8 protein-coding genes are annotated in these 13,740 nt (G+C 38.3%); 1 reads left to right on the top strand and 7 read right to left on the bottom strand.

The annotated features are described in order from the left end of the window. Positions 1-45: 45 nt before the first annotated feature. The 7 genes from BT_RS14025 to BT_RS14055 are packed head-to-tail and all read right to left on the bottom strand — an operon-like array spanning position 46 to position 10,474. Positions 46-996 (bottom strand): hypothetical protein, encoded by a 951-nt coding sequence (locus BT_RS14025; RefSeq protein ID WP_011108466.1) that lies wholly within the window; start codon positions 994-996, stop codon positions 46-48. 37 nt (positions 997-1,033) lie between these two features. Next, a complete protein-coding gene (locus tag BT_RS14030) occupies positions 1,034-4,825 on the bottom strand; it encodes a serine/threonine-protein kinase (RefSeq protein ID WP_011108467.1) in 3,792 nt (1,263 codons plus the stop codon). A gap of 12 nt (positions 4,826-4,837) precedes the next feature. Beyond that, positions 4,838-5,365 carry an FHA domain-containing protein gene (locus BT_RS14035; RefSeq protein WP_008761999.1) on the bottom strand — a complete coding sequence of 176 codons (528 nt, stop codon included), beginning with the start codon at positions 5,363-5,365 and terminating at the stop codon, positions 4,838-4,840. Further along, entirely contained in the window at positions 5,362-6,726 is a 1,365-nt protein-coding gene (locus BT_RS14040; protein ID WP_008761998.1) for an FHA domain-containing serine/threonine-protein kinase, read from the bottom strand. Before BT_RS14040 ends, BT_RS14035 begins: the two co-directional genes overlap by 4 nt. Before the next feature lie 2 nt (positions 6,727-6,728). After that, complete coding sequence (locus BT_RS14045) at positions 6,729-8,378, bottom strand: Stp1/IreP family PP2C-type Ser/Thr phosphatase (RefSeq protein ID WP_011108468.1); 1,650 nt, start codon at positions 8,376-8,378, stop codon at positions 6,729-6,731. Positions 8,379-8,393: 15 nt separating this feature from the next. Further along, entirely contained in the window at positions 8,394-8,969 is a 576-nt protein-coding gene (locus BT_RS14050; RefSeq protein WP_008761997.1) for an FHA domain-containing protein, read from the bottom strand. Between the two features lie 23 nt (positions 8,970-8,992). Further along, entirely contained in the window at positions 8,993-10,474 is a 1,482-nt protein-coding gene (locus tag BT_RS14055) for an FHA domain-containing protein (RefSeq protein WP_011108469.1), read from the bottom strand. A gap of 1,152 nt (positions 10,475-11,626) precedes the next feature. On the opposite strand from BT_RS14055, the gene BT_RS14060 reads away from it, so the two are divergent. Beyond that, complete coding sequence (locus BT_RS14060) at positions 11,627-13,735, top strand: BT4734/BF3469 family protein (RefSeq protein WP_011108470.1); 2,109 nt, start codon at positions 11,627-11,629, stop codon at positions 13,733-13,735. The last annotated feature ends 5 nt before the right edge of the window (positions 13,736-13,740 follow it).

Raw genomic sequence — 13,740 nt, forward strand, 5'->3', positions numbered from 1 at the left:
GCACTAACTAACATAAAAAGACAATCATGATCATCAAAGTTATTATCATATCGGTTCAATTGACATAAAAGGCCTAGTCATTGGTGTGTCCGCATTAGGAACATCAAATCCGCTAAAATTAAAATAAACAGTATAATCACTATCCGGATTCTTTGCTCGAAAATCCGCTTTAAAATAATTCTTATAGGTTCCTTTTCCCTTTTCTATTGTAGGAGCATCGTATTGTTGCACAATTTGAAATCCTATACTTTTAAGAAATTCAACCCACTGATTGTATGATCTACTTCTATCAAATCCTAACTGCTGAAAATTAGGTGGCAGTTGATGATAGCTACCTATTATTATTTTTCGAACCTTCCCATCTTTAGTATATACCCAACATGAATTAATTACATACCGACAACTGCCATCGTCCTCTTTTTTCTTTTCTGTATAATTCATTGCTTTCACAGCCGATTCAGTTGTATTAAAATCAATCCCATATATAGGTAAAAGCGATTCCGACGTGCCGGACGAACTTCGCACTACTCCTGATGAAGAAGAACAATAATCCGCCAATTCCTTTTTAAGCGTACTGAGCTGATCCATTAATTTATAAAAAGTGTATTTGAAATGTTCTGCATTAACCAAATACATTTCAGCATGGTAGGCATAGCTATCTTCAAAACAAACCACCTTTACAGCTTTATATGCATTTAGTTCTTTCAATGCTTTGGACACTTTATCGACAGAATATGTGTCATTATAAATATAAGATAACCCCACAGTTAAATACATGGGAGAAGTATCCCTTTTATCAATCGATATGAAATACTTGTCACCTTCTTTTTTGAATTGAATATTACCGTTAGTATTCAATTCCGGCATATACCCTTCTTCCTTCAAAAATAGCATAATGTCTGAGCGCAACTTCTTTTGAATTTCAGTAAACTCCTGTGCTAAAGAATCCATGCTTAAGCTTAATAAAGCAACGAGCAACAATATTATCTTTTTCATACATATTAAAAATTACACAAGTTATTATAAAAACAAATTACTTCCTTATAGAACGCAATTGCCTTCCCTTACTATCAAACAGTATTCCCGTTATGACCACACTAGAGGGCAAACTTTCTGATTTTATCTTAGTAACGACCAATTTTATACTAGCAAAATACTCATTTACTTCCGCTTCCGTCATTTCATATTTTGATTTCGGAGTTTTAAAACTGAGCTCGCACGAATTGCTACCAGTAACTAAAAATGACGATGCAACTAAATGTTTAGTATTCTCTCCAAAATCAATAGGAAGTTCTGCATTAAATTTACGTACATCTTGCTGCCAATTTCGGGAAATTGGTTCGGGTGATGAATTTACCCACTCTTTTCCGTTCCATTTTTGTGTCAGCAGAATCCGTCCAGATGCATTCGTGTATTTCCGAGATTCCATCTCACCATCTTTATTATAAGTCAATTCGATTTTGCTATAGCCATCCTTACAATCAATAGACTTGCCATTTACTCCCAAATAGGATAGGCTAATAGCCTGTTGATTATCATTATACTCATACACTTCTTTGAAGTAACCATCAGGACAAAGCATAGGTTTATTCATTATATCATAATAACATTTTTCCTTCTCATTACCTGAAGAAGTATAACTGATAACAGCTTTGTGGTATCCATCCATACGGCTTATCAAAGGCTTCTCATTCTCATCAAAATAAGCTTCCGATAATAATTTTCCACGAGAATTATATTCGCTTTTCTGGATACTCCAACCTGTTTTCGGATTAATAATTAAATGTCCCTTCCCATCTCCAGCGGCCAAATATATCCTATTTCCCCATCTGTCATATCTACACAGACCTTCTGGTACCATCACTTTCGGATCAGTAGGCTTCCCATCTATACCGAAGAAAGACTGCTTTAAGACATTACCTAAAACATCATACTCACGAGTAGAACTTGCCCAGCCTTCGTTTGAAACCACTAATTGTTTATCTTTTCCATAATAAGAAGTACGAACAATATAACCTCGTTCATCATATTCATCCTTTTGGATCGCATATTTATCATTATTATAGGAAGTCAGCTCCCCATCTTTTCCATAGTACTCAATTTCAATCCGCTGATTTCTACTATTATAGATACAGACATATTTATGATAATCTAAAGAATTTAACGCTGGTTTATTGTTTCTGTCATAAACGGAGAACTCTATTTGATTATCAAATTTATCATATTTATATCTTGCTATTAGTTTTCCCGAAGCCAACTGTTCATCAGTACCAATTTCTATTTTCTCCAGTATATTACCTCGTTTATCTCGTTTATAATTAGCTCCAGCAGAACCATTTACCATCATCAACTTTCCACTTAAATTATAATAACGCAAGTTGGTCTCATTACCTTGTTCGTCAAACTTTGATATCCATTTTGCACAACTTCCAGCACATACGGTAAGATTGTTTTTATCATCAAAGAAACTACGTTCTGTTTCATTCCCATTATCATCATATACAGAATTCCACCCTGCAATATTTTCATTACTCAAAACTAAAGTCTTTCCTCCAGCATCATAAAAAGAAACTTTGATTTGATTTCCTCTTTTATCATAATCTCTTGCTGCAATAACAATTCCATTATTATCTTTACATGGCGATAAATCAACTCCTATGTTTACTAACTTAGTGATCAGATTCATGTCATTATACTCAGCCTTATACCCAGCCGTTCCATCCGATTTCAAACAAGGCTTTTGGTCTATACCATATGTGACATACTCTATTATATTACCAATTGAATCATAGTTGAGCTTTACTCCGGCATAACCTTCGTTTATTTCATTTAGTTTTCCATCAAGTCCATAAAACCACATTTCCTGAACATTTCCTCTATTATCATTGATATATTTAGCAGATGAGTTTCCGTCATTAGACAAACATTGATTTCCATCAACATCATAAAAAGTTTGATTTATAATATAGCCATTATCATCAAATTTACGAACGACCTTTGAAAATCCGTCATTAGGTATAAAACATGCCTTTCTATCTATATCCAGATAAGAAGCTTCGATAGGGAATCCATGCTGATCGTATATATATTTAATCCCAGCAACTCCATTCTTTTTAGGCAACATCAATTTCCCGTCAGCATCTTGATGAAGGGCATATACCACATTTCCGTATTTATCATACTCCATCACATACACACCAATACCATCAGCGTCATCATAAGCAGGTTTACCATCTACAGTCAAATACTCTGCTTTTACCCAATTATCGTTCTCATCATAATAAAATTTCTTCATCCCTAATCCCCATTTTGTAGCTTTCGGAGTACCATCAAATGACAAATAGTGTTCGCTCAAAACACGACCTTTCTCATCACGCACATATTTACGCCCATAAATATTATGCGCATCACCAACTAATACATTTTGGAAACCTGCATAGCGAATTGTTGACACATATCCATTTTCATCATACTCAAGCAACCATCTGGATATTTTTCCTTTTTCAACTCCATTATCCTCCAATGCACGCACATATCCTATAGTTTGAGCTCCCAAAGTCTTTTCCGTTCCATATTCATCATCATATTGAAATATTACAGTATTCAATTTATCATTATATGACTTCACATACAATACTTTCCCACTTCTATCCAACACTTTCGCACGGCTTATATTCCCCTTATCCGTATAATACAATAACATATCAAGCGGTCTTTCATTACGCTCCGATTCACCATCCTCGATAATATTCTCCTTGCTGTTCACATGAGACATACGCTGTAGTTTATGTTTTTTATATTCAAAACGATACAGCCTGTTCACATGACTCATCTCCCTGCTACTCAATTCTCCGATTCCCTGAGGAACTCCCCATTGTTCGACATAATCTTTATAATAATACACTTTCGTACGATTATAATCCCAAAAATAAACTCCACCTCCTATCATCAGCAAGACAATAGCAGCCACACTCGTCCATACCCATTTGGGAATCTTAGGAGGATAAATGACCCGATGCAATGCCTTTTTAAAATCGTCACATGTCTGATAGCGTTCTCCCGGTTCCTTAGCAGTAGCTTTATCTACAATCTTCTGTACTTTATCCGATACATATTTATAATAGGTCCGCATCCGTGGTAATGGCTCTTCAACTACTTTCTTATTAATATCATATTCAGTAAGTGTGGTGGTATCATAAGGAGCATTCCCCGTCAGCATTTGATGCAACATTACGCCAAGCGAATATATATCCGATCTAGAATCTAAATGATCACCTCTCACCTGCTCCGGACTCATATAGGAAGGTGTTCCCATCACCATATCATCCTTCTCCACAGATTCCCGATTGATAATAGTAGCAATACCAAAATCCAAAATTTTGGGAATGCCTTCTTTGGTTATAATAATATTCGCAGGCTTTATATCCCGATGGATAATATTATGTTCATGAGCATATTCCACTGCATCTAATATAGGCTCGAATAACGGACAAATCTTATCTTCCACGATCAAACCAGAAACGGTCTGTATATATTTGTCCAGACTAATGCCATCAGCATATTCCATAATCAGGTAGATACTACCCAATTCGTCAATATGGTAATCATGGAAACGAACAATGTTCTGATGATTAAGACTTGCCAAATGTTCCGCTTCTTCTTTCAGACGTTGACGGGTAAAATCATTAACCATGTCACTATTGATCACCTTGATGGCTACCTTTTGTTGTTTAATGTATTTGTGTTCTGCTAAATACACACTACCCATCCCTCCTTTTCCTATCAAAGAGACAATGGTATAATTAAGAACCTCCTTACCAATCATTTTATTCTTTTTTTAAGTTAACGAAAGAATGTTAATAAAAACTCCCAATCCAAAACCTACCCAAGCCCAAGTCGCAGCTTGAGATGCTCGGTGAGGAGTTTCCCCTTTCCAACAGAAATACATAATCCAGCCTGCTAACGGAATAAAAAAAGCTAATATTCCCCAGCCAATTTCCAATTCATCTTTTTTATACGATCTATATTCCTGTGAAGAAGATACAGGAATATGTTCGACTATTAAGGTATTTGAGCCGACTTTAGTTTCTTGTTCATAAGGATGAGCGCCTCTAATAGGTAACAAGGCATAAATTTGCGCCCATGGCAGAGGTATATGGTTGGACAGTAACACAGTAGCACCAGGAGCAATCACGACTTTTTCATTAAGAATAATACGCCCACCAATATTACTCCCGTTTTTACTGACATCTTTATATACATACTTATTATCAACCAAAGTAATTTCAGCATGGACGCGGCTCACTCTCTCATCTGCAATTACAATATCACAGTGACTACTTCTTCCTATTGTTATTGTTTTCATATACTACTTAAGATATTAATTATAAATCCGACTACAAACCCTATCCAACCACATATAGCAGCCGCTCTTGCTCGTCGAGGCGTCTCTTTCTTCCACTGTGCCCAAAGTACCCATCCTACAATTGGACATACCACAGACAAAATTCCATATCCTATCCCAAGTTTATCTTCCTTGACAGATGGAGTTGGAGGAGTAGGAGGCAGGATATCTCCTACCACTTCTTCCATTATGACAGTTCTTCCTCCTTTATCCCGAAGTTTCTGTATGACTTCGTCCCAATCTAAAAGATATTCGCTTCTCCCTGCCAGCCAGACATTCGGCAATGGGGACGGATTCTCAAAAGAAAATGGTATTTTAATGCTCCCATGACGTAAGTATTTGCCATCTACACTGGTGCCATTTGTACTACTATCTGTAAATAGGAGATAGCGATGTATCGAACCTGTACATCTTTCCTCCCTATATTCTATTTCCAGATGGTGACCGCTGATATAATCACTAGGAATGGTTATGTCACACTCTCTCCGCCCAACAGAAACTTTTACTCTATTCGGGTCTACCACCGTTTCTCTAAATAGTCCTGATTTAAATTCCATCACCGTTTGAAAACGACGAAGCATATTTTTATCTACAGCCTTCAATATCGCTTCTTGAGTTTGATCAGATAAATGCGGATTAAAAGTCTTTGCACGTGGAAATTCATCATTCAAAATAGAGCAAATAGTATCATAATCATTTGACCGCTTTTTGATGGCATGAGAACCAGTGAGCATATAATGTAACAAACAACCTAAGGAATAAATGTCTGTGCGATAATCTATGCTATCTCCTTTAGCCTGTTCCGGACTCATATATCCGTCGGTCCCGATAATACGTCCGATTGTTTTGCCTGTGCTGGTTTTCATATCTTTAGCAATCCCGAAATCTATAATGCAGATACTACCATCGGGACGTACCATTATATTAGAAGGCTTAATATCACGATGAATGCATCCCATCCTATGTATATAAGCCATTGCATCCAGAATTTTCCCCATCAAGTCCTTTGCAGTAAATTCCGTATAAGGTCCTGCCATTTCCACATGGTGTTCGATGGTCTCTCCGTCTACATATTCCATAGGCAAGTACATATTTCCATGCTCATCCGAAAAAGGATTGTCAACAATGCCTACCACTGAAGGATGCCGCATCTTTTTCAATGCAGCAGCTTCAATATAGAAAAGTTCTTTAAACTCCGGGTTCATAGTAGCTTTACTATTCATCATCTTTATTGCTACACGTTTCCCATCGCCACTTCTCCCTTCATAGACGCTGCCCATGCCTCCTTGACCTATTACTTTTATCAATTCATATTCAGGCATAACTATTTTCCTTCCTTATTAATATTAAGACTAATAATTATATTAAGTAATACATCAGTAGAGTTCTCTCCTTCTTTCTCTTTTCCTTTTATTACAATATCTATTTTTTTAGGTGGTTCTTTCTCTGTAAAAGAGATATCAAATCCTGTTTCCTTTTTTGTTTTCTTGAAATAAGTTGCATCATATTCTATGTCAGTTATCTGAAAATGACGATTGAGTTTTGAAGGCTGTGATTGTCCTTCAACTAAAAAACACGCATTCTCACCTTCAATAAAAGAAAAGGCTTTTCTTTTAGGAACAAACTGAGCATCAACTCTATATGTAAGAGAATCCACTTTTCCAGTAGCTGCCACAATAGCAACAATACTACCATTTGCGGTATTACTTACATCATTTACAACAGAGGGAGTAGATTCTTGATGAGTTTGCTTCGGCTGTGTCAATGTCATATCTTTTACCACAGGAACAACAAATTTGAATATCTTCACAGAGTCTGCCAAAGAAAAACGCAATTGTTCGTTTTTAAACTCTTGTCGAAACACTAAAAGACGGTTACCATATGCCACATCAATATCCTCATCATACTTTAATGAATCACTTGACAGAGCACGGTTTATTTCTATCACCTTTTCTTTTTCTTTGCCCATAAGGATCTCCGTATGTCCTTGCTTATAATTTATTTCTAAAATATCTTCACCTTTCTGGAACTTAATTTCAGGCAACATAATAATTGTATCCCTTCGCATAAAGGATTTATATATAGTAATAGATTCCGACTTAAAATGCTTATTCCAAAAATAATAACCTCCACTGGCGCCAATACATATCAGCAAAATGACAGTTAATATGATCATTCCTATTTTTCTTCTTTGAGGTTTAGAAGGCGAACCAGGAGTAATAGAAAACTCTACAATCTCTACCGTTATATTGTCCAATCCCCCATTGTCCCTTGCTCGTTGTACTAAATAGTCCACACGTTCCTGTGACCCCATTTCAGATTGTCTGCTGACGATGCGTTCTATCTCCCTATCTGATATCATTCCGCTCAATCCATCCGAACAAAGCAAAAAACAATCTCCAGCTTCGGGTAAAATCGCATCAGGCAGTACTGTAGCCGGTTTCATATTGGCAATGCCTAAAGCATTTGTTATTTCGTTTTTCCGTGGGTGATGTTCTGCCTGCTCATTAGTCAGTTGTCCCATATCCACCAACATCTGTACATAAGAGTGATCCTTGGTTAGTTGTTTTATACATCTGTTACGTATTAGGTAAACACGACTATCTCCCACATGACCTATATAAACTTTAGAGTCACGGACCAACAACAATACACATGTAGACCCCATTCCCTGCAACTCAGGTTGTATCATTGCCTGATGAAGTATAGCCTTATTGGCAGCATCAATAGCTTCTCCAATGGCTTCACGAGGATCTTCATAATACTGTCCGTCAAGAAAACCATGAATCGCTTCTACAGCTAAGCGGGATGCCGTAGCTCCTCCGACGTGCCCTCCCATACCGTCACATACAACAGCAGCAAGGCCATTGATCGTTTCGAAGTTGCCCATACTGTCTTCATTTGCCTGACGTTTGCAGCCAATGTCGGTACGCCCTGCAATGTGACAATAGTTATATATATTTTCTTCTTTCATTGCCTAATTTGCTTTTTATTGAGGAATAGCCAAGAAAATCATTTTGGTAGCTCCCAAAACAATAACATCATTCGTATACAACTGTACACGGTCACCTACAAATGTTCCATTAATATATGTACCATTTGATGAATTCTGATCAGCAGCCCAGAAAATACCTTCAGCCTCTCTGTAAAGTATCAATAAATGCTGGGATGACATATTGCTATCTCCTGGAATAGGAATATCTGAAGTAGCAGCACGTCCTATCACATTTCTCCCCTCATAGATTTTGTATACTTCGCCCATTGGATTCTGGTCGTAAGAAACCAGTAAGCCTACCAAACGACGATTGTCAGAAGCCATTCCTGTTCCACCCGTAGGATTAACGTGACGAATAACAGTAGCACCTCCCGGATTATTTTGACCACTTTTCCCAAGGTCTATTGTATCCGTTTCTGCGTTCATATTTCCACCTAGCACTTGAGTTTTACCTGTCGTTGTATCATCGTCGAGTACTCTAGTTGAATGGGAAGAAGGACAAAAAGGACAATTATCCCCATAAATACTCGAATCATATTGATGTCCGTTTATACATTTTTTTGTTGCCATAGTTATTATAATATTTAGTATGATTATTTAATTAATTCCACCGCTCGTTTGGGTTGTACAGCCTGATTGTAGCCTTGCGACAATCCTAAATATCCCGAAACGATAACGCCCGCAAACTTTCCTCTTTCGTTAAATACTGGCGAACCGCTTGCCCCCTGATGTATCGTAATATTATGCCCATACTGATATTCGCCTCTTTGCTGAGTAATCTCTCCGCTCTGATTATTCGCTTCCAAACCGATCTCTGTATCTCCCAAAATAAAAGATTGAGGGAAACCTATAGTATATACTTTCTTGCCTAACTGTAACTCCTTATCCGTAACGATATCATTCAGATCAACTATATTAACTACTCCATCTGGAGTCTTCTTTGTATTTACCTGTATAATTGCAATGTCTATCTTATCATCATTACTCACTTTACAAATTGAGCATGGGATAAAGTCGTTTACCGAACTCACATGAGTATCATTCAAAGCAACTCCTGTATAAAAGATATTATATTTTACTGTAACAGCACGCGCCAACGCTAATGCTCCTGCATTATTGGGATACCTTTTCACAATAGCCATTTGAATAGTTTCCTTTACTTTTTCCGCTTTTTCTTTTTCTCCGTCCAGCAACGACACAACATGTTTATTGGTCATTATCTTACCATCTGTAGAAATGAAAAATCCTGTCCCTGACGATCCGCCTACTCCTTGACACACATCATCTTTATCGTCCAAATAGAAATAATTCCACGAATCATCTCCCATATATTCGCCCAACAACTTATCACCAACACTCGCTACATAAGCAGTTTTTTGATAAATCAACACAACCGATTTCTGGTATTTTTCGTAGATTTCTTCCGGAGGCAACGACCGGTGTGTCCAATAATACCAGATACCTACACTCACTGCCAACAAAATCAAAAAGGCACTGCCCCACTGCCACAAGTACCCTCCTTTGGGAGGAGTCAAAGCAAATATATTCTCCCACTGCAACGGATACTTTTTAGAAATTAGCACTACATCTCCTTTCACCAAGACATGAGACGAAATTCTGTTTCCATTCACATAAGTACCGTTCGTCGAATTGTTGTCAATGATTAACACGTCCCCATTAGATCGTTGGCATAATATAGCATGTTCACTCGACACATCATCAAAATTCAACCGAACTTGAGCCTCCGAAGAACGTCCGATACTCCGTCGATCTTTTACATCAGGCGGAATAATCACCTGTCCCTTACCAGCAGATACCACTGTCTTCTCAGGTTGCTGTATTATTCTATTCCAATCAATGCTTGTATTACCCAACTTCACTTTGTCACCATTTGACAATTGCACCTGATTTTGTATACGCATGCTGTTAACAAAAGTTCCATTTTTAGAATTAAGATCTTTAATACATACTATACCAGAACTCGACACGGTGATGACAGCGTGCTGTGATGATACGCCCGGGTCACTTACCACAACATCATTAACGGGATTCCGCCCAACCTTGATAACTCGCATAGACTCTTCCTTATTTATTATTCGTATATTTCTCTATATTTCAGTCTGTTACACTTCAACAAGCATCCAAATGTAGCAAATTAATATAATAAAAAAAATCGCAAAAAGTATCAATTGTACCTAAACGGTCAAAAAAGGGGATTATTACTTCAAAAAACATGCTTATTATGAGTTTTTTTTCCTATCGTAATTAAAGAACTTTTTATAGCGGCTGTCTATCTCCGATTTTCATCTTCACCAACACTAATCGAAATACCCTATCAACAAAATTAGTTTATAGAATGAAGTCTTGATTCATTGACCTGCCCTTCAAATAATTGCCATTGAATATATGTATTTCAAACCATACAAGAATGAATCTTTACCTAGTACAGTAATGTTATGATAAATAAGGCTTTCTTTTTTCATCAATCTATGGAAAATTTAACTTCCATAGCTATAGACTCCGGTAGGTTTCATAATTGTTCCTTCGCTATCTTCACTCCTTTCTATCATACCGTAATCCTGTTAAGTCATATCGTGACAAACATTCCTATTAACATTTCTCCATCATTTCAGATAAAATTATAAAAAACATTAAGTTTTTTTCTATCACCTATCACCCACCGCTCCACATCCATTTATTCATCGCACTTGCAGACAAGATGACAAGTTATCCGAACCTATCACCACATCTATCACCTATCACCACTTGTGTCATCCAAAACATTAATACTTATCACCTAGGATATTAGTAGATAAGTTCTACTCTATTAGAACTAAACTTACTTTTCTCTAATAGATAAGTTATTTTCCACCTATTGAAAACTATAAACGCAATCTCTGTTTTTATAAATGCAAGCTTCATTTATAAAAACAAAGATTTCATTTCTATAATTAAAACTTGCATTTGTAGTTTATAAGCGGACAAAAACAACTTTACTATTAGAGGAAAGGAACTTTGCAATAGGAAGAAAGGAACTTTTCTATTAATAGACAACACGTAAACCTATAATAGACAACGAACCAACCGATATATAAAAAACTTTAAGAAAAGTACAACACAAACATTTGTGAAGCCGAATAATAAAGCGTACCTTTACATGCCTTCCGGAAGAAAGACATTAACAATAACAAATTCAATAATTAGATCATTTTACAGACACATTCATTATGAAACTTACTTTGATGCGGGACAACGGAGGGACACCAACCATGCGAACGTTGGACATAAACCTACAAATAGAAGCGATGAAGCATGAAACGAAAGCCCAACCGATCAGCAATCTACGGACAAGCATACGTTACGCATCACCGGACGCCAAGCTGGACGACGCCAAGAAATTGACAAAAGTCATCCCGGCTGCAGCTTTTCGCAAAACGGCCAACGGCATACAGATGACCGCATACAACGGAATCATACAAATAGAAGTCAATCATCTGGCAAACTTGATGGAAGTGAACCGGGTGAAGCAGGAAGCGGAAGAGCTTTCGCAGACTTATCTTGCTTTCATGGGTTCCAGCGGACATTCCGTAAAAATATGGGTACGGTTCACACGACCGGACAAATCACTTCCCAAAAACCGGGAAGAAGCGGAAATCTTTCAAGCGCATGCCTATAGAAAAGCTGTCAGCTTATACCAGCCTATACTCTCCTATTCCATTGAATTGAAAAATCCGGCATTAGAGCAATTTTGCCGGCAAACATACGACCCGGAACTTTATTACAATCCCGACTCCACCATTATGTATATGCGCCAGCCAATGGAAATGCCCTCGGAAACGACCTACCAAGAAGCCGTACAGGCGGAAACATCGCCATTCAAGCGATTGATCCCGGGATATGACAGTCTTGAAACATTGTCTGCGCTCTTCGAAGTGGCTTTAAACAAGGCATGCCAATCTTTAAGCGAACTTCAGCCGGGGATATATCCCCGATCCGATGAAGACTTGAAGCCTTTATTGGTTCAGTTAGCCGAAAATTGCTTCCAGGCAGGCATACCGGAAGAAGAAACCGCCCGTTGTGCAATCGCTCATTTATATAGGCAGAAAAAAGAGTTTCTGATCCGCCAGACAGTACAGAGTGTATACACCATCGCCAAAGGCTTCGGCAAAAAATCTCCCCTGTCGGCAGAACAGGAACTGGAGCTGCGAACGGAAGAATTTATGCAACGCAGATACGAATTCCGTTACAATACAATGACGACAGTAACGGAATATCGGGAACGGAATACGTTTTGTTTCTACTTCCGCCCCCTGAGCAGCCGTGTTCGAAACAGTATCGCCATGAACGCAAGGCTGGAAGGACTCAGTCTTTGGGACAGGGATGTGGTCCGTTATCTGGACTCCGACCGGATTCCGATTTTCAATCCGATCGAAGATTTTCTCTTCGGACTGGATGTACGTTGGGACGGGCACGACCGGATTCGCGAACTAGCAGCCCGGGTTCCCTGCAACAACCGACATTGGGCGGACTTGTTCTATCGCTGGTTTCTGAATATGGTGGCACATTGGCGGCAGACAGACCGGAAATATGCGAATTGCACTGTACCATTGCTCGTAGGTCCGCAGGCTTACCGAAAGTCTACTTTTTGCCGGAGTTTACTTCCTCCCGAATTACAGGCATATTACACGGACCGCATTGATTTCAGTAACAAACGGGATGCCGAGATATCCCTCAATCGGTTCGCACTGATCAATATGGACGAATTTGACCAGAACAGAGTGAATCAACAGGCTTTTTTGAAACATATTTTTCAGAAACCGATTGTCAATGTCCGCCGTCCACACGGTACGGCTACGCAAGAGATGCGTCGTTACGCCTCCTTCATTGGGACGAGCAATCACAAAGACCTGCTGACGGACACTTCCGGTAGCCGCCGTTATATTGTTGTCGATGTGACCGGACCAATCGATTGTTCCCCAATTGATTACGAACAGCTCTATGCACAGGCGATGCATGATCTATACAAGGGGGAACGGTATTGGTTTGATCCGGAAGATGAGAAGGTGATGAATGAAAGTAACCAGGAGTTCCAGGTGATGCCAATTGCAGAACAATTATTCCATGAGTATTTCCGGGCAGCTACAGAAGGAGAAGAATGCGAACAATTCCTTGCCATCGAAATTCTGGAGCAGGTGCAACATGATAGCAAGATTCGCGTATCCGATTGCAATATTATTCAGTTCGGAAGAATATTACAAAAGAATCGGGTGCCTTCTGTGCATACCAAACGAGGTAATGTGTATCGGGTGGTACGAATTAAAGCAAAAAGAGAATAAATATA

This window comes from Bacteroides thetaiotaomicron VPI-5482 (assembly GCF_000011065.1).
Lineage (GTDB): Bacteria > Bacteroidota > Bacteroidia > Bacteroidales > Bacteroidaceae > Bacteroides > Bacteroides thetaiotaomicron.

Excerpts from the sequence above, each read along its gene's own strand:
- BT_RS14025 (WP_011108466.1), bottom strand. The coding sequence starts at position 996 with ATGAAAAAGATAATATTGTTGCTCGTTGCTTTATTAAGCTTAAGCATG.
- BT_RS14030 (WP_011108467.1), bottom strand. The coding sequence starts at position 4,825 with ATGATTGGTAAGGAGGTTCTTAATTATACCATTGTCTCTTTGATAGGA.
- BT_RS14035 (WP_008761999.1), bottom strand. The coding sequence starts at position 5,365 with ATGAAAACAATAACAATAGGAAGAAGTAGTCACTGTGATATTGTAATT.
- BT_RS14040 (WP_008761998.1), bottom strand. The coding sequence starts at position 6,726 with ATGCCTGAATATGAATTGATAAAAGTAATAGGTCAAGGAGGCATGGGC.
- BT_RS14045 (WP_011108468.1), bottom strand. The coding sequence starts at position 8,378 with ATGAAAGAAGAAAATATATATAACTATTGTCACATTGCAGGGCGTACC.
- BT_RS14050 (WP_008761997.1), bottom strand. The coding sequence starts at position 8,969 with ATGGCAACAAAAAAATGTATAAACGGACATCAATATGATTCGAGTATT.
- BT_RS14055 (WP_011108469.1), bottom strand. The coding sequence starts at position 10,474 with ATGCGAGTTATCAAGGTTGGGCGGAATCCCGTTAATGATGTTGTGGTA.
- BT_RS14060 (WP_011108470.1), top strand. The coding sequence starts at position 11,627 with ATGAAACTTACTTTGATGCGGGACAACGGAGGGACACCAACCATGCGA.